Raw genomic sequence first — 22,307 nt, 5'->3', positions numbered from 1 at the left:
AGGATAAGGTTTAATGGTTAATGGTATGATTAGTGTACCCCGCTTCGGCGGGGTTTTTTTATGGAACGGAGATGGAATAGCTTATTTTATCGTGTATTTACAGATCGTTTCAAACAGTTCGTCCGGATTGAAAGGCTTGGACAAGTAATCCGTCATACCAAAGCCATAAATCTTTTCCTGAATATCAACAGAGGAAGAAGCCGTGAGGGCAATGATGGGAATGGCGGTGTTGAAATCGCGGATGCATTTGGAAGCCGTATAGCCGTCCATCACAGGCATTTGAAGGTCCATTAAAATAATATCATACTCGTTACTCCTGGCTTTTTCCACCGCTTTCAATCCATTGTCCGCTATTTCCACGACAGCTTCCCAGTTCTTCAGCATTTTTTCAGCGACGAAGACATTAAATTCCACGTCTTCTACCAGCAGGATCCTTATTCCGCTGAGATTACCCTTTCCTTTCTCAGGCTGCATGGTAATTTTCGCTGCATCCGCATCCGCTTTTTTAAAGCGCAGTAGAAAATAGAACTTCGACCCTTTGCCTGGCTCGCTTTCAACATGGATTTCGCTATGCTGCATATTCAGCAGCTTTTTGGTGATCGCCAGGCCCAGGCCCGAGCCGCCGAATTCCCGGGTGATCTCCGCGTTAGCCTGGGTAAACCGTTCAAAGATCAATTGCTGCTTGCCGGGCTCGATGCCGATGCCGCTATCCGTGACGGAGAAATAGACCTCCACCTGGTCCTCAAGGACCTGATTTAGCAACACCTCGATGACGATGGTCCCATTGGACGTAAACTTAATAGCGTTGGAGATCAGGTTATTTAGCACTTGCCCGAGCCGGACATCATCTCCTTTTATGAAGACCGGCAGGTCCTCATCTACTATTAGTTTCAGGATATTGCCCCTATCCTCCGCCCGTATACCATTGGCCGCTTTTATGCGGGATACCAGGCGCCGGATATCGATGTTTTTCTCGGAGAAAAGGATCTTTCCTTCGTCGATCTTGCCGAAATCCAGGACGTCATTGATGAGATTGAAAAGGTTATCCGCGGCAAACCCAAGCACCTGCAGGTTTTCTTCCTGTGAAGAAAGCTTCTCGTCTTCCGATAGCAGGTGAGCAATGCCGATGATGGCATTCAGAGGGGTCCTGATCTCATGGCTCATGACGGATAGGAAGTCTGCCTTGGCTCTTGCCGCCTGCTCTGCCACCTCTTTGGCCTGGATCAGCTCGACTTCGAGCGCTTTGGTTTTTTTTATTTGTTCTTCCAGGAAAGAAATGACGCTGATCATATCTGCGGTGCCCGACTCAGAAAAATGTATATCGTACTGCGGGTCTAAGGAGCGGATTGCATTCTTTAATTTAAAAATGGATTGAAGCTGAATATCATGCTGTTCCTGCAAATGCATGGTTACTTCCTGGTATTCCTTCTCACTGATGGAAAACGCATGATCCGATATTTTCTTATCGCGTTCAAAGCCGGCGTATGCGTTATTGACGACTTCCAGGAACTGCAGGATGGATTCATCTGCCAGCTGTTCTTCTGTCAGAAATTTTTTTATCTGCTTGTCCAGCAGTTTATGATAGAGTATGGAGATCATGCTATAATCAGTGCTTGAACGGTCGGTTTTACGATTCGGAGAACGTAGTAATAGTCATTGTCTGATTGTGCAGCTCGCAACGGGTATTCGGATTGAATGGCGAGATCTCACCATACGAATAGAACCCCGCCAGCAAAGTACGGTCTCCGAATATCTGTTTTACCGCCTGCACTTCTTCATCTGTCCTTTCCTGCAGGATCAGCTTACGGCCTACACAGCTGACCAGCAGCGCCAGTTCCGGAGAACTATTTTCCAGGGTATCGAACGAATTTCTGGCCGCCATTAACGATCCGTTTATCAACCGGTCGAAATTGGCCTTCATCAGCCTTATCTTACTGCCTTCGGGCATATTGCCGGCGAATAGCATGGATTTTTCCTGCTCATTGATGCTGAGAATGGTCCGGACCAGGTGGCTGGCGGAGTCCGGCTCCTTTATGGAAAGAGGAAATAGAAGAGCAGAGCCGGGTAACTCCTCCTTATAAGGTCCCAGGTATTCCTTGTAGAGGTCCAAAGCATTCTTACCGTCGATCTCGAATAAAATATTTTTGTCAGATCGGGTAATGGTCCTTTCAGGACCAAATTCATCCCAACCTCCAAAGGAGCCATGTCCGATCTTCAAGCTATCCCCATAAAATCCAACGGCTACGACATTCCCTTCTTCCGGAACCTCGTCAAGCCCGGCAAAGGTCCGGCTGAATCTGGCCCCATCTCCTGCCAATCCCCCGGTCACCGGAACACACTTCGGATTATTTTCAGAAAAACCCAATACCAGCTCGCTACCATTGATATGGGTCCCATCCGAAATGATAAAAACTGCAATCAGGTCGTCGGCCTCCCCCGTCAGTGCTTTCATGAGATCCACACCCATTGTATAGCTGGAACCGTGCCGCCTGATGTTGCTGACCTTGCACAGGATCCTCGTTCTCTCGAATTGGATCGCAGTGACCACAAGACTATTATCGTGTACGTTCTCCTGGAGAATTTCGCCGGCCGTCGAAGAAGACACTATAGCAGCACCAGGGAATAAGCCTCTGATATGGCTGAAAAGGCTGGCATCTGTCACCAGGGCCGGATCTCCGAAAGCCAAAACCAACTGGGCCTTCTGAGAATCGAACCCACCAGGGATCGATCCGGTTCGCCATCGGTCGCCAAAATATTGGGTCTGGGCTATTTTCATAGATAAAAATTTATATAAGAATATAAATATATTATCATAAATGCTAATAGACAGGCGCTTAAATATCTGAAAAATAAGGGGTATTACTTAGATATTTATAATGCATCCCGGAGAACTTTCAACGCCGCCTTGTCATTTGATCTCTTAATAGTGACCGTTTCGCATTGATTGAATTTTGCAAAAGCCCTGATGGCGTCACTGATCTTGAGGATCACTGGTCTGGTCAGCTTCACTGGCTCGAAGTGCAGATTGTGAATGGCTAATTCGTCTTTTTTTCGATCGGCCTTTGAATCCATCCTGGCAAAAAAAGTATCGCCGACCAGTACGGGCAACGAAAAGTATCCGTATTTCCGCTTGGCCTGGGGTACAAAGCATTCCACCTGGTAATCGAAGTCAAAAAAATCCCTTAACCGGTGCCGGAAGACATTCAATACGTCGAAGGGGGAAAGAATAAATGCATCATCGGACAGCTGGATCTTTTTGCTCTTATAACCGGGTAACATGTAAAGAGGAGCGGTTTTAAGGCCTTCGATCGCAACCTGGCAGATCTCGCCCTCCTCTACGAGCTTTTCCAACTCCTTTTTTACTAAATTATCCTTTACGTAACGGGCACGCCAGACCATCTCTTTTGCGTAAGCGATGCCCAGGGATCCCAACGAACGCCGGATAACATGCCGTGCAAATTCCTCATCGGTGGGCATGGTCCCATCGATGTCGGCCGGGATGACATTCCTGGGGAGATCATACAATTTCTGGAAGTCTTTTCTTCTCATCGTCATCAGCCTCCCGTCCAGGTGCAGTCTCTCCAGCGCCATCTTCGACGGTCGCCAATCCCACCATCCGGAGCTTGCTTCCACGCGATCATTCTCAAAATCCCTCGCCATGAGAGGTCCCTCCCGTGCAATCCTGTCTACCACTTTGTCCATCAGATTGATCTCTGCCTGCGTCAAGGGTTTTCTCCTGGATAGAAAGCCTGCTTTCACTGGCAATGAGAAGCGGAAGTCATGCATGGGAATGTATCCTGCGGCATAGGTCCAGAATTCAAAGATCCTGCCGTCTGCCTGAAGCTCGTCGAGCCATTCCAATTTATAGTCCGGCACCCGCGAGGCGATGGCGTGGTGATGGGCCCGCTCGACGACATAGTTTGTATCGACCTGAACGAAACCCAGGTGATCGATCAGCTTGTACACCGCTTCCCTACCTTTTCCAAACTGCGCTCGTTTTGATAATCCTGCCGCGTGAAGGATAATTTTCCGGGCTTGTGATGTGGTGAGGACAAGTCTGCTCATACAATAAATTAATAATATTTCACTGGTTGAACAATTTACAAATTTCCAAGAATATCCTGAGCATGATGCCTTCATTTGTGGGGTTCCGCCTTGTATTGGCTCCTTAGCTTTAGGAGCAACTTGTCTCAAAAAGAAACCATATTTTTATGAAAAAAGGACATGACCTCATTCAGCAAGACCATTTCTATCCGCTGGGCCGACATTGACCCCAATTTTCACCTGCGGCACAGCGTCTATTATGACTTTGGCGCCCAGCAGCGAATAGAGATCATAGAAAGCTTAGGACTTACCCTGAAATTGATGCAGGAGCAAAATTTTGGACCGATCTTATTTCGGGAGGAATGTGTTTTCAAAAAGGAGATCCGCTTATCCGACACGATAACTATCCATGCAAAGCTGGCCAAGCGGAATGCGGATGCCTCCCGGTGGACGATCCAACACGAGTTCGTATCCTCCGACAATAAAACCTGCGCTATATTGACCCTCGACGGCGCCTGGCTCGACACGAGGCAGCGAAAGCTGCTATCTCCCACACCCAAAATAGTGACGGATGTCTTTGACGCTTTTCCAACAACGGAGAACTTTTCGAATTAAGCTTTCTCAATCGATCAGCGGCTTGCCCGAGAGCGCCCGTCGGGCGAGGCGACGGAAATCCTCCTCGAACCCCAGGTATTTGACAGGCGACAATGCCGCCTTCAACTCGTCGATATTGGCAAAGTAAAACCCCGTGATGATCTTCTCCGCCTTTTGGTCCTTAACAAGGTAAACAACCTTATAGTCCCCGGATTTTGAGACGGCAAAGGTATCCAGGTAACCGTCAAAATCGTCAAAATCATATCGTTTGCTGCTTTGGGTCAGAAGATGCTTAAAAAGGATCGTTTTCGCGGCGGGATCGATGACAACACGAAAAGCGTATTTATAAAGGGTAAACACGATCACCCATGCAAGGAAACCAAAAATCGCCATGAATAGTAACGCCTGTGCGGGGGTGATACCTTTTCTTACCGGCCTCGCATTCCATAGGGCAATTTGTTGGCCCAACAAGCCTATCACCAGCAGTAGCAATAAGAAAAGGAAACCGCAGAAGATCAGCGAAAAAATGCCGTAAGGTTTGAATTTGGAGGTGATCTGGGAGTGCATACCACTAAGTTATGAAATTCAAATGTTAAGCTTTCACTGTGTCAAAGGGATGTTTTTCAAAGCTCAGAACATTCAGCTGCGGGCCCATGTGCCGGTGGCCTTATTAAGTATGTAAAATTACGTCAAGCAGGCATAAGAATTGCTATAGTGATATCCAATAACTAAAACTACAAATTAAACCTACCATGAAAAGTATGCCTGCCCGCCTTGGTTGGACGCTGTCTGCCTGTATGTCTATTTTTTCAGTGCTCATCGTCTTCATCGGATGCAAAAAGGAACCTCATCATCCGGATCCCGCTAAAGGGTCTCTGCAGAATCAATATGGGGAATGTCTTCCCAACACTGTCCATGGTATATGGTACAATGGTTTTCCGGCAGGGACAGACACAAATTATGTTAACATCAATGTCTATGTCACCAGTCCGGGGTCTTACCAGATCACCACTAACAAGCAGAACGGGGTGCAATTTGCCGCTTCGGGAATTTTCGCTGATACGGGTCTGAATACAGTGCGCCTGAAAGCGACAGGCAGCTTCATCAGCCCCGGGACTGTCATGTACCCCCTCACCTTCGATTCGTCCACGTGTCAATTGTATATCTATGTGCAGGATAGCGCTGGCCTTTCAATGGCGGACAATACCTGGCAGTTCACTGCACAAGGCCATGTTTACCGTGGCCCATGCCAGGCCTACGTTTACGGCATTCCGCAAATGCCGGATGTCGTCTCTTTTGAATTCACCGGACATATGGCGTCCGGCGACCCGGACACGGTTTTGACCATGGGCTTCGGTGCGTCGAACATTTATAATAATAATTTAGATACGGTGGCTTACCCGGCAGGCTTATACTTATATTCATATAAGACGGGAAAGTACATATATTCGATCGACGGCACCGCCACTAATACCAATACGCCCTTCTATATCCATATCAGAAGCAATACCATCCTGCTAACGCCTCGTTTTATGAACACCTTGATCGGTACCTTTGACGGAACAGTCCATGATTCGGCAGGCCACGATGTACTTATTACGAACGCCAAATTCAAAGCGGTGAATTAAGAAGTATTATATTGCGTTCAAAAAAAAGTGAATAAACCACTGGAACCCTCTCCGCAAGTATATGCCAGAATTGGCGGCCTGGCGTATCTGGTCATCATTGCGGCAGGCGTTATGGGAGAAATATTCATCAGAAGTAAAATTATTGTACCGGGCAATGCCCTGGCAACCAGCAACAATATTGCGGCTTCACCCGTACTTTGGCGCGTCGGTATATTTGGCGATCTGGTGATGCATGTGTTCGACCTGGTGGTAGGAATAGTTTACTATACGCTTTTAAAACGTGTAAACAAAGATCTCGCTTTGCTTTCACTTCTTTTCGGCCTGATCCAAACCGCTGTATTGGTAGCGAATAAGATGAATCTGGTGATGCCGCTGTTCCTGTTGGACAATGACAATTATTTAAAGGCATTCCACCCGCAGCAATTGCAGGCATTAAGTTATCTTTCAGTCAAAGCGCATGAATATGGCTTTGGGATCGGCCTCATATTTTTTGGTTTTGAATGCCTGATAGATGGATACCTGATCTTCAGATCTGAATTTTTACCCCGGGTCTTAGGCGTTATGATATTCATTGCCGGCCTATGCTATCTGACAAATAGTTTTTTGCTGATCTTCTCTCCCAGATTGGAAGGTTTACTATTTCCTGTTATGCTCGGCCCATTATCTTTTATAGCGGAATTTTCAATGTGTCTTTGGTTAATTATAAAAGGGGTGAATATGAAGAAATGGGAGGCGCGTTTACAACTGAAAAATAACACCCATTTATGACACCGCCACTTACTGTCGTTGATCTGCACCAGGAAATCCTGGACATCAACACCTACAAAAACGTTCCCCTTTCGCTGATAAACGACCACGTCGTAAGGCTCAGTGTAATGACGGAGCCGTTTTACTGGCACCATCACCCCAACAGTGATGAAACGTTCCTGGTCATAGAAGGAATCGTATGTATCGACCTGGAAGACCGCACGGTGGAATTAGCTCCCGGGCAATTGTTTACTATTCCGGCCAATGTCAGGCACCGTACCCGGCCCCGGGGTGATCGGTCTGTAAATATCACATTTGAGCTGGCGGCTATGGAAACAGTCAAATAAGAAGATATGCCCGTATCCCTTCAACGATGCTGCCTGGAAAGACCCCCAACAGACAGAGCAGCAACAGGAGCGCTGCCAGTGTAGCATAGGTAGCAGTATAAAAAAAGGGGTGTAGCGTTCTTTCCTTTATTTCCAAGTGAGGAGATCCCTCGAACAATACACTGATGACGCGAAGATAATAATACAACCCGATCACACTGGTGAGGACCAGGGTAATCACAGGCGGCCATAAATGAAGCCGGACCCCCGCCGTCAACACAAAGAATTTAGCCGGGAAACCCGCCGTCAGCGGAATACCGGCGAGAGAGAACAGGGCGACGGTCAATACCGCCGCCATCAGCGGGTCCTTCCGGAATAATCCCCGGTAGGTCGTCAGATCTTCCGCATCTCTCTGCCGCGTGGACAGTAAAGTAACCACTCCAAAGGCCGATAGTAATGTAATGCTGTAAGCAAGCAGATAGAAAAAAGCCGCCTCCACGCCGGCCCCGCCACCCGTCAGAAATGCCACCAGCAAATATCCAAAATGGGCGATGGAAGAATAAGCCAGCAGCCGTTTGATATTCTGTTGTCGCAGCGCCAGGACATTACCCACTATCATGGATGCTATTGCAAGGATGGAAAAAACGGTGCTGGCCTGCGGATAATGCTGCAGATCGATGGCCAGTGCAAACCGCACCAACACCGCAAACACGCCTATTTTCGAAACGGTGGCTATGAACAAGGTGACTGGCGTGGGCGCTCCCTGGTATACGTCGGCGGCCCAGAGATGGAAGGGCACGAGCGCCAGCTTAAATCCTATCGCTACGATCATAATGCCTGCGCCCATGATGACCAGGGGAGAGGTCGCCGGATGGCCGCTTATTTTTTGTGCAATGGCGGCGAACTCCATCGTTCCGGCATCCATATAGATCAATGCCATGCCAAACAGGAGAAAGGCAGATGAAAGGGCGGCCAGTACAAGGTATTTCATACCGGCTTCCACCGCATTATTCCGCGTCCGCAGGTAGCCGATAAGGGCATACAGGCTAACGCTCAATAACTCCACCCCGATGAACAGTGAAATAAAATGCCGGCTGATGGTCAGTATGGCGGCGCCTAATGTGGCAAGGAACAACAGGATGTAATATTCTTTCGGGTTCTCTTCCCGTTCTTCAAAATAAATATAGGACAACAGCCCGATGATCGACACGCAAAAAATGATCAGGCCGGTAAACAGCAGGGCAAATCCGTCTATCTGGAACAAGGGTAAAATGGCAATGGGCAGGCTCGATCTGACTTTCAGCAGGGCTGCAATCACCAGGCATAACAATAAAAACCCCACCACCTGGATCACGGTATGGCTGAGGCGGAACGCAATAAGCAGTATGATCACCATGGAACTGGCGGCCAGCAGGGTGTAAGGCAGCAGCGCATCGAATTGAATTTCGCTCATCTGACAGATTTTAATTATTACCGTGTCACCAGTTGCCGGACTGTCGTTCTTACCATATCTATCACGGGCTGTGGGTATAACCCCAATGCTATGATACCTATACTCATCGCCGCCAGAATAAGCAGCTCTCGCACACTGAGATCCTTCAATGGCAAATCAGCAGGTCCCAGGAAAACCTTCCGCACCATCCGTAATGAATACAAAGCTGACAAAACCAATCCAAAGCTGGCTATCACAGCGAGGGGTACGCTAGCTGAAAAAGTTCCCAGCAGGATCAAAAATTCTGCAATAAAATTCCCCAGCATGGGCAAACCCAGGGAAGCCATGGTAAACAACAGGGCCGCGCCGCCCATGACGGGCATGGACGTCCACAATCCTCCCATCTGCTCTATATCCCTGGTATGGAGCCTTTCTTTCAGCATTCCGGCCATCACGAACAAAGCTCCGGTGCTTATGCCATGCGTAAGTATCTGCATGACGGCGCCCTGCATGGCTATTTCGCTAAAAGAGAAAATACCCAGGAGCACAAATCCCATGTGACTTACCGAAGTATAGGCTATCAGCCGCTTGAGGTCAGTCTGCGCAAAGGCGAGCAGGGCGCCGTATACGATCGCTATCACTCCAGCCAGGATAGCCCACCAGGCAATGGCTGCCGACTCCCGGGGAAACAAGGGCAACACGAAACGGATGATGCCGTAAGCGCCGGTTTTTAGTAAGAGACCGGCCAGCAGCAAGCTACCTGCCGTCGGGGCTTCACTGTGGGCGTCGGGCAGCCAGCTATGGAAAGGCACCGCCGGTAATTTTATGGCAAAGGCGATCAGAAAGCCAGACAGGATCCATCGGGAGACCGAAGACGCAAGGGAAGTATGCAGCAGGCTGAAATAATCAAAAGTATAGGTCCCGGTTTGCCGGCCGTGTATGAAATAGAGCGCAAGAATTGCCAGTAGCATCAGCAATCCCCCGGCCTGGGTAAAAATGAAAAATTTATACGCGGCATAACGGCGCCTGGCGTCACCCCAGATGGAGATCAAAAAGAACATGGGCACGAGCATCACCTCCCAGAAGAAGTAGAACAGGAACAGGTCCATTGCGACGAACACGCCGCTGATGCCGGCCAGGGTCCATAACAGGTTGAAGTAAAAGAACCCCGTTCGCTCTTTGATCTCCTGCCAGGAGCAGAGCACCGCCAGGATCCCCAGGAAGAAGGTCAGTAGTAATAATACCAGGCCAAGCCCGTCCATCGCCACATGAAAGCCGATGCCGAATGACGGTATCCAGCCTGTCTGGAAATCGATGAACCAGGAAGAGCCGGAGGAAGCCGCGTCCCGGAAATGAAACCACCAATACCCGGCCAGGGAAAGATCCGCCCCCACTGCCAGCAGGGCGATCCATTTTGAAAGAACGGCATTCCACCTTGCAGCCATCCAGCTGAGGAGACCTCCAATCAGTAATGTCATTATCATTCCTGGCAGCATCATAAGACTAATTGTAAGGTGATAATGAAAAGGATGCCAATGAGCACACCGGCGATGTACCAGCGCAGCGAACCATTCTGGGTCGTCGACAGCAGGCGGTTGAATTTTACATTCACCTGCGCCAGGCCCTCGTATACCCGGTCGACCACATCCGTCTTGTTCACCCGGGTGATGAAGAGGAAAGGTTGTACGAACAGTGTATCATACAGCTGGTCGAATCCCCACCCACCGAGTAAGAAGTTCCGGGTCATTACTTTTCCCGGAGATCGTTGCCACCGGACCAGGATACTCTTTTCCCCGTGATAAAGCAGATAGCCGGTGTAGATACCCAATAAGGTCACTACGACAGCCGCCAGCTGGAAAATGCCTTCTGCCGGCAGCTGTTCTTTCAAAACAGGAGCCGGCAGGACCTTTTGAATAAGATCGGAGAACAGCGACAGGTGTAGCAGGTTGTGCGGCCATTCGATGCACCCGGCCACAACGGATAAGACGGCAAGAGTGGCCAACGGAATCGTCATCGCTTTCCCGGGAAGCTCCCTTACACGCGTCTTCATCTCTCCGCCGAAGACAACCAGCATCAGCCGGGTGCAATAAAATGCGGTGATGAATGCTCCTGCCAGCGACAGACCCCATAAGAAGGCATTGCCGTTGCGGCTGCTCCACGCATACCAAAGGATCGGATCCTTGCTGTAAAAACCTGCACTGACGAAAGGCAGGGCCGCGAGTGCGGCAGCTCCCGCCAGGAAGGTATAAAAGACCAGAGGCATCCTGGCTTTGAGTCCCCCCATCCTGAAAATATCCTGCTCATGGTGCAGGGCCTCTATCACGGCGCCTGCCGCGAGGAACAACAGCGCCTTGAAAAAAGCATGGGTAAAAAAATGAAAGATCGCCGCGCTCCAGGCGCCCAGACCCAATGCCAGGAACATGTACCCGATCTGGCTGATGGTGGAATAGGCCAGTATTCTTTTGATGTCTGTCTGGACCATCGCGCTGCAGCCTGCCATGAACAGCGTCACCCCGCCGACGAGGGCAGTGATCATCATCGCCGCCGGCGCAAGCTGGAACAGGGTGTGCATCCGCGCGATGAGATAGACCCCGGCTGTGACCATCGTCGCCGCATGTATCAATGCGCTGACGGGAGAAGGGCCGGCCATGGCGTCAGGCAACCAGGTCTGCAACGGCAGCTGTGCGGATTTTCCCATGCCGCCGGCCAGTAATAAAAGGGCAATGAGGGTTATATTGGGGGCGCCCTTTGTAAAATGTCCCGGGGCCTGTTCAAGAATAGCAGGTATGTTCAGGGTATGTAATGCTGAAAAGACGAGGAATAAGCCAATGAGCATTGCCGTGTCACCTATCCTTGTTACCAGGAAAGCTTTATTCGCGGCCTGGCAATTGGCAGGGGATTCATACCAGAATCCGATAAGCAGGTAACTGCACATGCCCACCCCTTCCCAGCCTAAATACAGGAGTACGAGGTTATCCGCCATCACCAATACCAGCATGGCGCCCACGAATAAATTCATACAGGCAAAAAACCGGGCGTAGTCGCGGTCCTGCCGCATATAACCAGTCGAGTAAATATGGATCAGCGCGCCCACAAAAGTGATGATGAAGATAAATACCAGCGACAGGGCATCCACGCTCAGGCTGACGGAGACGGACAGGTTGCCCGCAGTGAACCATTGCCATAATAACCACCTGTCAACGCCGGAGTCCGGGGAGCTCTGAAGGAAGTGAATGCCATATAGGACAGTGAGGATGGCCGCCAGGCTCACGGAGCCAGCGCCTATCCATGCAATGGCGATCCTGGGCAGGCGGCGGCCCGCCAGCGACAGGAGCAGGAAACCTAAAAAAGGCAGTGCAGCAATGGATGCAAGCATAGGTAATTATTAATTTTCATTAGGCCGATCTCTTAACTCCTCCAGATCCTCCACGTCCATCGTTTTATGCTGGTGGTAGATCTGCAGCACCAGCGCCAGTCCTACTGAAATTTCAGCGGCGGCCATCGCCAGGATGAACAGGAACATCACTTGTCCGTCCGGCTGATGCCATTGGGCCCCCGCGGCCACAAAAGCCAGGCCCGCTGCATTCAGCATCACTTCCACGGAAATGAGCATAAATATGATGTTCTTCCGGGTCAGCACACCTGTAAGTCCCAGCACAAAAAGCAGGGCAGCAACTACCAGGACGGTATGGGCGTTGAAGGAATGCATCATTTTTGTTTAATATCCTCCTCTTCCTGCAGGTAACGGTGCAGGTTCTTTTTTGTGTGTTTTCCGATGTGCGCGGCGCCTACGACTCCCGCCATGAGCAGGAATCCGGCCAGTTCTACGGCGATGATATATTCTCCGTATAAAGACAGCGATACGTTCCTGGGCGCTACCACCGACACCAGCATAGGGGCTTTACTTCCCCTTAGCAGCAGCAGCACCATTTCCACCAGCAACAGCAGCGTCAACAGGGATGGGATCAGCCATACCCGGGGCTGCAGCCATCTTTTTTCCTGCAGCGCAGTGTCCTTACCCAGGTTCAGCATCATGACCACAAAAATGAACAGCACGATAATGGCGCCGGCATAGATGATGATCTCCAAGACCGCTACGAAGGGAGCTCCCAGGGATAAAAAGATCATCGCCACCGCCAAAAAGGACACTACCAGGTAGAGTAAGGCATGCACCGGATGGAGGCGGGTCAGCGCCAGCATGGTGGCCGCTACGGCTACAAAGGTTGCTATATAGAAAAGTTCTGACATTTCATGGTAATAAGCTATGGATGTCCACCGGCGGATCTTCTTTTTCCCCTTCTCCTTTTGCCTTGACGCCCGCATCCAGGCCCGCCACTTTGTAATAGTTATATCCCGGATATTTCCCTTCGCTGTCGATGAGAAGATCCTCCTTCTCGAATACCAGGTTCTCCCTGGCGTATTCGCCCATCTCAAAATCCGGGATCAGCTGGATGGCATAGGTAGGACAGGCTTCCTCGCAATACCCGCAAAAAATACATCGCGAAAAATTGATGCGGAAAAATTCGGGATACCTGCGCCCCTTCTCATCCTCCGTGGCCTGCAGCGCAATGCAGTCCACCGGGCAGGCGGCGGCGCAGAGGTAGCAGCCAACACAGCGCTCCCCGCCATCGGGGTCTTTTGTCAATACGATACGTCCCCGCCAGCGAGGGGCCAGCCGGATCTTTTCTTCCGGGTACTGAATAGTGGCTTTCTTGTGAAACAAGTGTAAGAACACCAGCCACATGGTGCGCAGATGGGTTAACATAATTTACTTTTTTTTACCATTCACTTCCTTATCCACAAGGCAATAGCCCCTGTGATCAGCAGGTTGGCCAACACCAGGGGCAGCAGAACCTTCCACCCATATTCCATCAGCTGATCATAGCGGGGTCGTGGGAGAGAAGCGCGCAGTAAGATGAACAAACCAATGAACGCGACCGTCTTTACGATGAACCAAACCAGCGGCGGCAGGAATGCGGGTCCCAGCCATCCGCCGAAGAACAATGTCACCGTCATAGCCGAAATAAGCGTGATACCAAGGTATTCGCCGATGAAGAACATCCCGAACTTCATCCCGGAATATTCCGCATGATAGCCGGCGATCAGCTCACTTTCCGCCTCGGGAATATCGAACGGCAGGCGATGTGTTTCCGCGATCCCGGCAATAAAGAAGATGATAAAACCCAGCGGCTGGGTAACGATGAACCACCTATCCTTTTGTGCCGCGACGATCGCCCCCATATTGAAAGATCCCGTCAGCATGACCACCCCCATCAGGGACAGTCCCATAAAAACCTCGTAGGCGATCATTTGCGAGGCGCCGCGCAGCGCCCCCAGCAACGCATATTTATTATTGGACGCCCAGCCGCCCAGAACGATGCTGTATACGCCCAGGGAGGACATCGCCAGGAAGAACAACAGCCCAACGTTGAGATCCGCCACCACCACACTGGGCGCAAAGGGAATAATGACAAAGCTCATCAGCACGCTGCCTACCACGATGGCAGGTGCAGTGATGAACACCCATTTATCCGCAAACGGCGGGATCCAATCCTCCTTGAAGAACAGTTTGAGCGTATCTGCCAGCACGATCAAAATGCCCAGCGGTCCCGCACGATTGGGTCCCAGTCTGTCCTGCCACAGCGCAAGAAGCCGGCGTTCCACCCAAATGAGTCCCGCGGCGACATTGAGCAGAACGAACAATACGCCCAGGACGATCCATATATGTTGCATTATGGTCATGCGCTTATATTAACCCATGTTCCCCAATTCGATGCCGCCATTCCCGGCCATCCGGCCGGAGCCAATGCTACTCCGTTGCACAGTCCTTCCTGTATTTTCACCGGAAGCGAAACTTCTTCCTGGTCCATTCGCAGCCTGATAATTGTCCCTTCCACAACGCCCAGCTGTCGGGCGTCCCGGGGAGACAGGGCAACAACAGGCGCCGGCGTAAGCTCTCCGATAGCCCCGGCAGTACCGCTTAATTCCTCCGAACCAAAAACATGGTGCTGTGGCAGCAACATCCATTTTTGGTCCCTGACGGCAAAGGCGTCGGGAGGGTCCGTAAAAAGAACCCTATCGGCCCCGGCTTTTTGCTCAAACAGGCGGATGCCCGGATCGCCCCCTTTCAAAGCGCCACCGGGTTCCTGTTGGTATTTGTTGACGGATTGAACAGAATTCCAGCCTGGCGCCCAAAAAAAAGGGATCAAAGGAGAAGGTGGAATTCGCTGGTAGCCTTCCATCGTGAAGGTCATCGGGGAATCGCTATCCTGCCGCGGCTTAGGCTCACTCACGGAAAGGTTGGCCAGCATGGCCGTACGGCCACTGTAACGATGCGGCTCACGGGGGATCATCTCACCGTGTATACGAAAGTCAGGAGGGGGGGCGGCGCGGGAAATGCCGGCAAACTGGGGCAAGGCTGTCTCCAGTCTGGCCAGCACCTCATCCGGATGGCATTCATGACCGTTGCTTGCCGCTGTCAACGCGGTATGTAACTTCCACAACCACCACCAGCTCTCTTTGATATGTTGGTTGGCCGGTATGAACACCTGGTAAAAACGCTGCGCGCGTCCTTCGTTGTTAACGAGCGTCCCGTCTCCGTCGGCGAAAGTAGCAGCCGGCAGCAGCACCGTCGCTTTTTCCGTCGTTAGGTTGTTCAATGAATCCAGTACGATGATATTTTTAAACCGCCGGAAAAAATCATCCGCTTTTTTTGCCGGCAGGATCCGGTAGAGGTCATTCTCGAGGACGAGGACAGTAAGATCGTGTTCGAACGCAGTCCTTTCTATAGCCGCGTCAATGGATGGGGCGCGCATCATGGCCAGACCCATACTGTTACATTCTGGCAATACATAGGCTATTCCCACCTTTCTTTCAGTGGGATCCAACGCTGTGGCGATGGCATAAGCCGCTCTGATCAACGCTTCATTGTAACAGGAAGCGCCGCTGATGATGACAGGGCGCCTGGCTGTTCTCAACGCTTCGGCTATCGACGTCGCAGTACGCTGTATTTCTTCGCTGGCGGTGGGCACCGGCGGAACAGAAGGATCGAGCAGATGGGCAATGGCAAAACCCAGTCTGGCTATATCATCCGGTGCGGCATGCAGCGTGCAGGCGCTGATCTCATCCAGGGGAGAAGGCGCCACCGTGGTATTGGCCAGGAAACCTTTTTTCATCACTGCCTGGCGGATAGCGAGCGCCATGACGGGGGCCGTATTCCAGACGTCCTCCCCTACCACCAGCACCGCATCCGACCCCGCTATTTCTCCGAGAGACGAACAGTGCAGGGCGCCGGAGCCGAGAACGTCTACGATCCGTTTTTCCAGGTAGGCCAGCTCTTCGGTCACACCCTGGTAAAAATTTTCCTTTCCCACCAGCTGCATCAAGGCAAAGTTGCTCTCCACGGAAGCCCTCGGTGAACCGATCCCTATTAATTTTTGATGGGCCATGCGCATGGTAAGCGCCTCCATCAGCGTGACATCATCCACGGATTCTACCGCGCGGTGGCGCAGGAGGGGCTGGACGACCCTGTTCACGCTGTTGACGAAGGCATAGCCATACCGTCCCCGGTCGCATAAAAAATAACCGTTGACCTCGCCGTTGAACCGGTTGGTGATATTCCGGATGGTCCCATACCGTTCGCCTGCCGTCGTATTGCATCCCAGGCTGCAATGCTGACAGACGGAAGGCGCTGTCGTCAGGTCCCATTTACGGGTGTAGTGTTCTTTCAGCGTTTTGTCCGTGAACACGCCCGTTGGGCAAATCTCCGCCAGGTTGCCGCTGAACGGGCTTTGCAATACGCCCTCCTTCTCTCTTCCGAAGTAGACGTGATCATGTGCGGAAAACACATTCAGGTCGTTGCCGCCGGCATAGTCCCGGTAGAACCGCACGCACCGGTAGCATTGTATGCACCGGTTCATTTCATGGTGGATCAATGGTCCGAGGTATTGATTCAGGAACGTCCGTTTTTTATATTGGAAACGACGGTAATTGTGTCCTGTCATCACCGTCATGTCCTGCAGGTGGCAGTTGCCGCCTTCATCGCACACCGGGCAATCGTGGGGATGATTGGTCATCAGCCATTCTATGATCTGGCTCCGGAAAGCGGCGGCCTCTTCATCGGCGATGGAGACGAGCATTCCTTCTTTTACGATTTCCATGCAGCTCATCACCAGCTTTCCCCTGGTATCCTGTCCGTCTTTGAACACCTTGACGGCGCATTGCCGGCAGGCGCCCACGCTTCCCAAGGCCGGATGCCAGCAGAAATAAGGCAGGTCGAAACCCAAGCCCAGACAGGCCTCCAGCAGATTCCTGCCTGCTTTGACGGCATACGGTATCTTATCGATGTGGATCGTAGGCATACAGTATATTATTTAGTTCAATAGGGGCATTTTTTGTTTTTTATATGCCGCTGAAAATCTTCTCCGAAATATTTTAAGGCGCTTTGCAGCGGCTCCATGGCTCCAGGCGCCAGCGCGCAAAAGGTATTACCGGGTCCAAGCAACCGGGTATGCATATGCAGCAGTTGCATGTCTTCTTCCCTGCCCTCTCCCCGCTCTATGGACAGGAGTATCTTTTCCACCCAGGGCAGCCCTTCACGGCAGGGGGTACACCAGCCACAGCTTTCCTGTGCAAAAAAATGCTGCAGGTTATGGACAAATCCCACGGGGCAGGTGGCGTCATCCATCACGACCATCGTGCCTGTTCCCAAACGGCTGCCTGCCGCTGCTACGGATGTATAATCCATTTTTACATCCAGGTGATCTATTGTTAAAAAATCGGTGGAAGCGCCGCCCGGCAGCACGCCTTTCAGGGTGAAGCCATCCTTCATTCCGCCTGCATGTTCCTCCAGCAACTGCCGCAGGGTAACTCCCATCGGCAGCTCCCACGCGCCGGGCCTTTTCACTTTACCGCTTGCCCCATAGATCTTGGTGCCCCCGCTGTCTTCGCTATAGCTCAATCCTTTAAACCAGGCGGCGCCCTTATTTACAATATGCGGGATGCAGCACAACGTCTCCACATTGTTTACGATGGTAGGTTTACCAAACAATCCGCTCACCTGCGGAAAAGGTGGTTTCGCCCGGGGCGTGGCCCGTTTGCCTTCCAATGCGTTGAGCAGGGCGGTCTCTTCTCCACACATATACCTGCCCACACCCGTGTGCAGATGCATGTCCAGGTTATAACCGCTGCCCAGTATATTCCGGCCCAAATACCCGGCAGCATACGCCTCTTCCATGCTTTTGCGCAGCAGCTGCGCCGCCTGGCGGTAAGCCCAGCGGAGGAAGATATAGGAGACAGAAGCCTGGATAGCATAGGCCGACAGGATCATGCCCTCGATGAGCTGATGTGGATTGCCTTCCATCAATAGCCTGTCCTTAAATGTACCCGGCTCCATTTCGTCAGCATTGGCGATGAGATATTTCGGGCCGGGGGCATCGCGGCCCATGGGAACAAAGCTCCATTTCATGCCCGTGTTGAAACCTGCCCCTCCCCGCCCCTTCAGGTTACTGTCCCGTACCTGCTGTTGTACTTCTGCCGGCGACATGCCCCGCAGCACCTTGCGGACGGCGGCATACCCGCCCGTCATTTCATACCCTTTCAGGTCCAGCGGTGGACGACCAGGTTGAATATATTCAGTCAGCGGACGTTCCATACTCTTTTTTATTTTACTCACTTATATCCTGACAGCAGCACATCCAGCATCTCCACTTTTACATCCCTGAAGAGGTCCTCATCGATCATTAATGCCGGGGCATGATCACAGCAGCCCAGGCAGGCGTTGGGCAGGAGCGTAAAGCGGCCATCCGGGCTTGTTTCGCCGAACCGGATACCCACTTGCTGCTGCAGCGCGCCGTACAGCTTATCATAGCCCATTACATAACAGGAAATGCTGTCGCACAACAGGATCACGTGCCTGCCAACAGGTTTCCGGAAGATGAGGTTGTAGAAAGTGGCGACGCTGTCCACCTCGGCGGGACTTATTTCCAGGTAGGCGGCGATGGCTTCCACGCTCTCATCGCTAACCCATCGCCTGTGTCGCTGGATGATCTTCAATGCCTCGATGACCCCGGCCTTTTTATGAGGCAATTGGCTGATCTCATGATCTATTGCTTGCATTTCGGCTTCGGTCAGCATATTATCCTGCTTATAGATGATCATCTGTCAATATCCGCCAGCACAAAATCCACGCTCCCCAATATGGAGAGCAGGTCGGCAACCGTGTATCCCCTACTGATATACGGTACCATCTGCATATGCGGAAAGGATGGCGTCCGTATCCTTACCCGGTAGGCTGCCGTATTGCCATCGCTGACCAGGTAATAGCTATTTGCACCCTTTGTCGCTTCGATACAGCTCATCGCTTCACCGGCAGGGATCACGGGCCCCCAGCTCACGCTCAGAAAATGGGTGATCAGCGTTTCTATGTCCTGCATAGTGTATTTCTTGATCGGCGGGGTGGTGAGGGGATGATCCGCCTTGTAATTCCCTTCCGGCATATTGTTGAGACATTGCTCCACGATCCGCAGGCTTTGCCACATTTCTTCCACCCTTACTACGGCACGGTCGAAACAATCGCCGTGCTGTGCGATAGGGATGTCAAAGTCGAATCGCTCATACCCGGAATAAGGACGTCTCTTCCGGAAGTCCCATTCCAATCCGCAGGCCCGCAAGCCAGGCCCGGTGACACCCCATTCAATGGCCTCCTCCAGGGTGTAGATGCCAATGCCCTTCGTACGCGCCTTGAACAGGCTGTTGCGCAGGACCATATTCTTATATTCCCGTAATTTTTCAGGAAAGTAATCGACAAAACTCCGTACCAATCCATCCCAGCCGCGCGGAAGATCCTGCGCCACGCCGCCAATGCGAAACCAGTTAGGGTGCATCCTGCCGCCGCAAATGGATTCGATGATATCGAAGATCTTTTCCCGGTCGGTAAACATGTAAAACACGGGCGACAGCTGGCCCAGGTCCTGCGCGAAGGTGCCCAACCATACCAGGTGGCTGGCTATCCGGAATAGTTCGCACAACATCACTCTGATCACTTTCACCCTATCGGGCACGTCGATGCCCGCCAGCTTTTCCACCGCCAGCAGGTAGGCCAGGTTATTCATCACTCCGCCTAAATAATCCACCCGGTCCGTATAGGGAATGTAAGTATGCCAGCTCTGCCGCTCGCCCATCTTTTCGGCGCCCCGGTGATGAAAGCCGATCTCGGGTACGGCATCGACAATGTCTTCCCCGTCCAGCTGCAGGATGATCCGCAGCACTCCATGTGTGCCTGGATGCTGGGGACCGATGTTCAGGAACATGAAGTCCGAGTCCTCTCCTTCCCGTTGCAGGCCCCATTCCTCTGGTTTGAACCGCAGTGCTTCCTGTTCCCGGTCCTGTTTTTCATCCCATAATTCAAAAGGGCCCATTTCCGTTGCTCTCGCGGGGTGCTCCTTCCGGAGCGGGTGCCCCCGCCAGGTGAGCGGCATCAGGATACGCTGGAGGTGAGGGTGCCCTTCGAAGCGGATGCCGAACATGTCATATACCTCCCGTTCATACCAGTTGGCATTCTTAAATACAGCGGTGAGCGATGGAAGGGAGGGGAACTCTCCCAGCAACGGCACTTTCAGCCGGATGAACGCATTCCTGCCGAAGGAAAAGAGATGATATACCACGGTGAAATCAACTGCGGGCATATCGTTTTTGTGGGTCCTGTCGCGTTCGTCAATCGCGCACAGGTCGTAAAGGAGTGAATAAGGCTGGCGGATCTCTGACTTCAGCTGCCGGATCACCTGCAGGCACACTTCTGCCGGCACCCATAAAGTGAGCAGATCATCAACAGTGCGTTGCTGGCGGATGGCGGTTTCGCCGAAGTTACGTTGCAGATGCTCAAGTATGTTGCTGGCGTCCTGCATATCTTTGGATCCACTTGATTAGACTTCATCCACTCCGCGGAAGCTCACCATATTCCTCCTCTCCTCTCTTTTGGCCACCTTCATGGAAGTAAGATGTGGCTTAATGACCCCCTGTTCGCCGATGGTCCAGCTCAGCGGACGTGCTTCTTTTCCCACTGCCGCACCCAGCAGTACCAGTCCCTGCATGAATGCATCGGGTCTCGGCGGACAGCCGGGTACATATACGTCTACAGGCAGGAATTTATCCACGCCCTGCACCACGCTGTAGATATCGTACATACCGCCGCTGTTGGCGCAGCTGCCCATGGAGATCACCCAGCGGGGTTCCATCATTTGTTCATGCAGCCGTTTGATAATGGGTACCATCTTTATAAAAACGGTTCCGGCGATGACCATCACATCTGCCTCGCGCGGGGTGCCGCGGATCACTTCAGCTCCAAACCGGGCCACATCATATTTGCTGGTAATACTGGTAGCCATTTCCACAAAACAGCAGCTTAACCCGAAATGGAAAGGCCACATGGAGTTCTTTCGGCCCCATGCCACGAGGCGCTGCACGGAGGTAAGCATAATACTTCTACTAACGGCTTCTTCCATGCTGCCCGTGCCGGATAAGCGCCCGGTGGGATCGTTTGTTTTGTTTAACCACCAATTCATCTGTTCATTTATTTTGGAGTTGCTTCATCATATGGACCTTCAATATCTTTTTAGCGTTTGCGCCAATGTTCAAAGCGCCGATGCCCCATTCGTACACCAATACAACGGTCAGTTGCCCAATGAACACGGCTACACCTATATATCCCCGCCAGCCCAGTTCGTAGAATCCGAGGGCCCATAACATGATAAATACGGCTTCCACGTCAAAAACTACGAACAACATAGCCACTAAATAAAATTGTGCTGAAAAACGTATTCGTGCAGATCCGGTCTGTTCTATCCCTCCTTCATAAGGTTTACCGGTGGCCCTGTCCCGATGATGCTGTCCGAGGATATATGATAAGGTGAGAATGACCACCAGTAATATGCTTACCAGGCCTGCGTATAATAGCAGGGGCCATAAGGGGATACTATCGGTGTTGTTACCAGGCATACAACAACTGTTTCATTGATGAGCAATGCATCAACGTATTATCATCCAACTCCTGACACCAGCCCTGCGTGTAAATGTTCAGCTGACGATGTAATGTTCAAGGTGCTCGATAATGAAATCCTTCTGATTAATGATATATTTGACTATATCACCAATGGAAACAATACCGACCAATTCATCGTTGTCCATTACAGGCAGATGGCGGATGAATTTTTTGGTCATCAGCTGCATGCATTCTTCAATCTTGGTGTCTGGAGTGACAAACGTGGGGCTTTCGGTCATAATGTCCTGCACCATCGTTTCTTTGGACGAGCGACCTTTTAAGATCACTTTACGGGCATAGTCCCTTTCGGTGAAAATGCCATCCAGCTTCCCGCATTTTTCCAACACGACGAGGGCGCCGAGGTTCTTGTTTTCCAAAGTTTCAAGTGCTTCATACACAGAGGTTTCCGGACATACTGTATATACCAAATTCCCCTTGATCTGTAGTATATCACGAACAGTATCCATGGCAAGACGTTTGAAAAATAATCCTACTGTTAA

General features: G+C 51.5%; 22 protein-coding genes. 4 read left to right on the top strand and 18 right to left on the bottom strand.

Going from position 1 to position 22,307, the window contains the following annotated elements:
• Positions 1–81 precede the first annotated feature (81 nt).
• From Q4E93_RS00695 to Q4E93_RS00685, 3 genes are all read right to left on the bottom strand, one after another.
• Entirely contained in the window at positions 82–1,599 is a 1,518-nt protein-coding gene (locus Q4E93_RS00695; RefSeq protein ID WP_303582154.1) for an ATP-binding protein, read from the bottom strand.
• Between the two features lie 28 nt (positions 1,600–1,627).
• Entirely contained in the window at positions 1,628–2,776 is a 1,149-nt protein-coding gene (locus Q4E93_RS00690) for an FIST signal transduction protein (protein ID WP_303582153.1), read from the bottom strand.
• Between the two features lie 95 nt (positions 2,777–2,871).
• Positions 2,872–4,065: a winged helix-turn-helix domain-containing protein gene (locus tag Q4E93_RS00685; RefSeq protein ID WP_303582152.1), complete on the bottom strand. Its 1,194-nt coding sequence runs from the start codon at positions 4,063–4,065 to the stop codon at positions 2,872–2,874.
• A gap of 159 nt (positions 4,066–4,224) precedes the next feature.
• Between Q4E93_RS00685 and Q4E93_RS00680 the strand changes: the two genes are divergently transcribed.
• On the top strand, positions 4,225–4,659 hold the full coding sequence (locus tag Q4E93_RS00680) for an acyl-CoA thioesterase (RefSeq protein ID WP_303582151.1): 435 nt from the start codon (positions 4,225–4,227) through the stop codon (positions 4,657–4,659).
• 6 nt (positions 4,660–4,665) lie between these two features.
• On the opposite strand, the gene Q4E93_RS00675 is transcribed toward Q4E93_RS00680, so the two are convergent.
• Complete coding sequence (locus tag Q4E93_RS00675; RefSeq protein WP_303582150.1) at positions 4,666–5,205, bottom strand: hypothetical protein; 540 nt, start codon at positions 5,203–5,205, stop codon at positions 4,666–4,668.
• A gap of 185 nt (positions 5,206–5,390) precedes the next feature.
• On the opposite strand from Q4E93_RS00675, the gene Q4E93_RS00670 reads away from it, so the two are divergent.
• From Q4E93_RS00670 to Q4E93_RS00660, 3 genes are read left to right on the top strand one after another with little or no spacing between them, the layout of a single operon-like run.
• Entirely contained in the window at positions 5,391–6,266 is an 876-nt protein-coding gene (locus Q4E93_RS00670; protein WP_303582149.1) for a hypothetical protein, read from the top strand.
• Between the two features lie 27 nt (positions 6,267–6,293).
• Complete coding sequence (locus tag Q4E93_RS00665; RefSeq protein ID WP_303582148.1) at positions 6,294–7,034, top strand: DUF4386 domain-containing protein; 741 nt, start codon at positions 6,294–6,296, stop codon at positions 7,032–7,034.
• Complete coding sequence (locus tag Q4E93_RS00660) at positions 7,031–7,360, top strand: cupin domain-containing protein (protein WP_303582147.1); 330 nt, start codon at positions 7,031–7,033, stop codon at positions 7,358–7,360. Before Q4E93_RS00665 ends, Q4E93_RS00660 begins: the two co-directional genes overlap by 4 nt.
• Here the strand turns inward: Q4E93_RS00660 and Q4E93_RS00655 are convergent.
• The 14 genes from Q4E93_RS00655 to Q4E93_RS00590 all read right to left on the bottom strand — a co-directional run bounded on the left by Q4E93_RS00655 (position 7,353) and on the right by Q4E93_RS00590 (position 22,274).
• On the bottom strand, positions 7,353–8,792 hold the full coding sequence (locus Q4E93_RS00655) for an NADH-quinone oxidoreductase subunit N (RefSeq protein ID WP_303582146.1): 1,440 nt from the start codon (positions 8,790–8,792) through the stop codon (positions 7,353–7,355). The genes Q4E93_RS00660 and Q4E93_RS00655 overlap by 8 nt on opposite strands.
• A 17-nt stretch (positions 8,793–8,809) precedes the next feature.
• The gene (locus tag Q4E93_RS00650) at positions 8,810–10,249 is read right to left on the bottom strand and encodes a complex I subunit 4 family protein (RefSeq protein ID WP_303582144.1); all 1,440 of its coding nucleotides are present in this window, start codon (positions 10,247–10,249) and stop codon (positions 8,810–8,812) included.
• A 17-nt stretch (positions 10,250–10,266) separates the two neighbouring features.
• Entirely contained in the window at positions 10,267–12,147 is a 1,881-nt protein-coding gene (gene nuoL, locus Q4E93_RS00645) for an NADH-quinone oxidoreductase subunit L (RefSeq protein WP_303582142.1), read from the bottom strand.
• Between the two features lie 9 nt (positions 12,148–12,156).
• Positions 12,157–12,483, bottom strand: a complete 327-nt coding sequence (gene nuoK / locus Q4E93_RS00640; RefSeq protein ID WP_303582140.1) for an NADH-quinone oxidoreductase subunit NuoK — start codon at positions 12,481–12,483, stop codon at positions 12,157–12,159.
• Positions 12,480–13,019: an NADH-quinone oxidoreductase subunit J gene (gene nuoJ, locus Q4E93_RS00635; RefSeq protein ID WP_303582138.1), complete on the bottom strand. Its 540-nt coding sequence runs from the start codon at positions 13,017–13,019 to the stop codon at positions 12,480–12,482. Before nuoJ ends, nuoK begins: the two co-directional genes overlap by 4 nt.
• 1 nt (position 13,020) lies before the next feature.
• The gene (nuoI, locus tag Q4E93_RS00630; RefSeq protein ID WP_303582136.1) at positions 13,021–13,536 is read right to left on the bottom strand and encodes an NADH-quinone oxidoreductase subunit NuoI; all 516 of its coding nucleotides are present in this window, start codon (positions 13,534–13,536) and stop codon (positions 13,021–13,023) included.
• 20 nt (positions 13,537–13,556) lie between these two features.
• Positions 13,557–14,513 (bottom strand): NADH-quinone oxidoreductase subunit NuoH, encoded by a 957-nt coding sequence (nuoH, locus tag Q4E93_RS00625; RefSeq protein ID WP_303582134.1) that lies wholly within the window; start codon positions 14,511–14,513, stop codon positions 13,557–13,559.
• A complete protein-coding gene (gene nuoG, locus Q4E93_RS00620) occupies positions 14,510–17,131 on the bottom strand; it encodes an NADH-quinone oxidoreductase subunit NuoG (RefSeq protein WP_303582132.1) in 2,622 nt (873 codons plus the stop codon). The genes nuoH and nuoG overlap by 4 nt, the downstream gene beginning before the upstream one ends.
• 17 nt (positions 17,132–17,148) lie before the next feature.
• Positions 17,149–18,423 (bottom strand): NADH-quinone oxidoreductase subunit NuoF, encoded by a 1,275-nt coding sequence (nuoF, locus tag Q4E93_RS00615; protein WP_303582130.1) that lies wholly within the window; start codon positions 18,421–18,423, stop codon positions 17,149–17,151.
• A 17-nt stretch (positions 18,424–18,440) separates the two neighbouring features.
• Complete coding sequence (gene nuoE, locus Q4E93_RS00610; protein WP_303582128.1) at positions 18,441–18,905, bottom strand: NADH-quinone oxidoreductase subunit NuoE; 465 nt, start codon at positions 18,903–18,905, stop codon at positions 18,441–18,443.
• A 20-nt stretch (positions 18,906–18,925) separates the two neighbouring features.
• Positions 18,926–20,674, bottom strand: coding sequence for an NADH-quinone oxidoreductase subunit C/D (nuoC, locus tag Q4E93_RS00605; protein ID WP_303582126.1), 1,749 nt, complete (start codon positions 20,672–20,674; stop codon positions 18,926–18,928).
• An 18-nt stretch (positions 20,675–20,692) separates the two neighbouring features.
• Entirely contained in the window at positions 20,693–21,331 is a 639-nt protein-coding gene (locus Q4E93_RS00600) for an NADH-quinone oxidoreductase subunit B (protein ID WP_303582124.1), read from the bottom strand.
• A 4-nt stretch (positions 21,332–21,335) separates the two neighbouring features.
• Positions 21,336–21,764, bottom strand: coding sequence for an NADH-quinone oxidoreductase subunit A (locus Q4E93_RS00595; protein WP_303582122.1), 429 nt, complete (start codon positions 21,762–21,764; stop codon positions 21,336–21,338).
• 78 nt (positions 21,765–21,842) lie between these two features.
• Positions 21,843–22,274: a CBS domain-containing protein gene (locus tag Q4E93_RS00590; RefSeq protein WP_303582120.1), complete on the bottom strand. Its 432-nt coding sequence runs from the start codon at positions 22,272–22,274 to the stop codon at positions 21,843–21,845.
• Between the last annotated feature and the right edge of the window lie 33 nt (positions 22,275–22,307).

Origin of the sequence: Flavitalea plasmicola, from assembly GCF_030546645.1 — a bacterium.
GTDB lineage: Bacteria > Bacteroidota > Bacteroidia > Chitinophagales > Chitinophagaceae > Puia.
Note: the sequence above shows the minus strand (reverse complement) of the source record. Positions and strands in the feature narration are given on the sequence as shown.

Coding starts and splice junctions, on each gene's coding strand:
- nuoH (WP_303582134.1), bottom strand. CDS start 14,513: ATGACCATAATGCAACATATATGGATCGTCCTGGGCGTATTGTTCGTT.
- Q4E93_RS00600 (WP_303582124.1), bottom strand. CDS start 21,331: ATGAATTGGTGGTTAAACAAAACAAACGATCCCACCGGGCGCTTATCC.
- nuoJ (WP_303582138.1), bottom strand. CDS start 13,019: ATGTCAGAACTTTTCTATATAGCAACCTTTGTAGCCGTAGCGGCCACC.
- nuoG (WP_303582132.1), bottom strand. CDS start 17,131: ATGCCTACGATCCACATCGATAAGATACCGTATGCCGTCAAAGCAGGC.
- Q4E93_RS00650 (WP_303582144.1), bottom strand. CDS start 10,249: ATGACATTACTGATTGGAGGTCTCCTCAGCTGGATGGCTGCAAGGTGG.
- Q4E93_RS00655 (WP_303582146.1), bottom strand. CDS start 8,792: ATGAGCGAAATTCAATTCGATGCGCTGCTGCCTTACACCCTGCTGGCC.
- nuoK (WP_303582140.1), bottom strand. CDS start 12,483: ATGATGCATTCCTTCAACGCCCATACCGTCCTGGTAGTTGCTGCCCTG.
- nuoE (WP_303582128.1), bottom strand. CDS start 18,905: ATGCTGACCGAAGCCGAAATGCAAGCAATAGATCATGAGATCAGCCAA.
- Q4E93_RS00660 (WP_303582147.1), top strand. CDS start 7,031: ATGACACCGCCACTTACTGTCGTTGATCTGCACCAGGAAATCCTGGAC.
- nuoI (WP_303582136.1), bottom strand. CDS start 13,536: ATGTTAACCCATCTGCGCACCATGTGGCTGGTGTTCTTACACTTGTTT.
- Q4E93_RS00685 (WP_303582152.1), bottom strand. CDS start 4,065: ATGAGCAGACTTGTCCTCACCACATCACAAGCCCGGAAAATTATCCTT.
- Q4E93_RS00670 (WP_303582149.1), top strand. CDS start 5,391: ATGAAAAGTATGCCTGCCCGCCTTGGTTGGACGCTGTCTGCCTGTATG.
- Q4E93_RS00595 (WP_303582122.1), bottom strand. CDS start 21,764: ATGCCTGGTAACAACACCGATAGTATCCCCTTATGGCCCCTGCTATTA.
- Q4E93_RS00680 (WP_303582151.1), top strand. CDS start 4,225: ATGACCTCATTCAGCAAGACCATTTCTATCCGCTGGGCCGACATTGAC.
- Q4E93_RS00590 (WP_303582120.1), bottom strand. CDS start 22,274: ATGGATACTGTTCGTGATATACTACAGATCAAGGGGAATTTGGTATAT.
- nuoC (WP_303582126.1), bottom strand. CDS start 20,674: ATGCAGGACGCCAGCAACATACTTGAGCATCTGCAACGTAACTTCGGC.
- Q4E93_RS00675 (WP_303582150.1), bottom strand. CDS start 5,205: ATGCACTCCCAGATCACCTCCAAATTCAAACCTTACGGCATTTTTTCG.
- Q4E93_RS00690 (WP_303582153.1), bottom strand. CDS start 2,776: ATGAAAATAGCCCAGACCCAATATTTTGGCGACCGATGGCGAACCGGA.
- nuoF (WP_303582130.1), bottom strand. CDS start 18,423: ATGGAACGTCCGCTGACTGAATATATTCAACCTGGTCGTCCACCGCTG.
- Q4E93_RS00695 (WP_303582154.1), bottom strand. CDS start 1,599: ATGATCTCCATACTCTATCATAAACTGCTGGACAAGCAGATAAAAAAA.
- nuoL (WP_303582142.1), bottom strand. CDS start 12,147: ATGCTTGCATCCATTGCTGCACTGCCTTTTTTAGGTTTCCTGCTCCTG.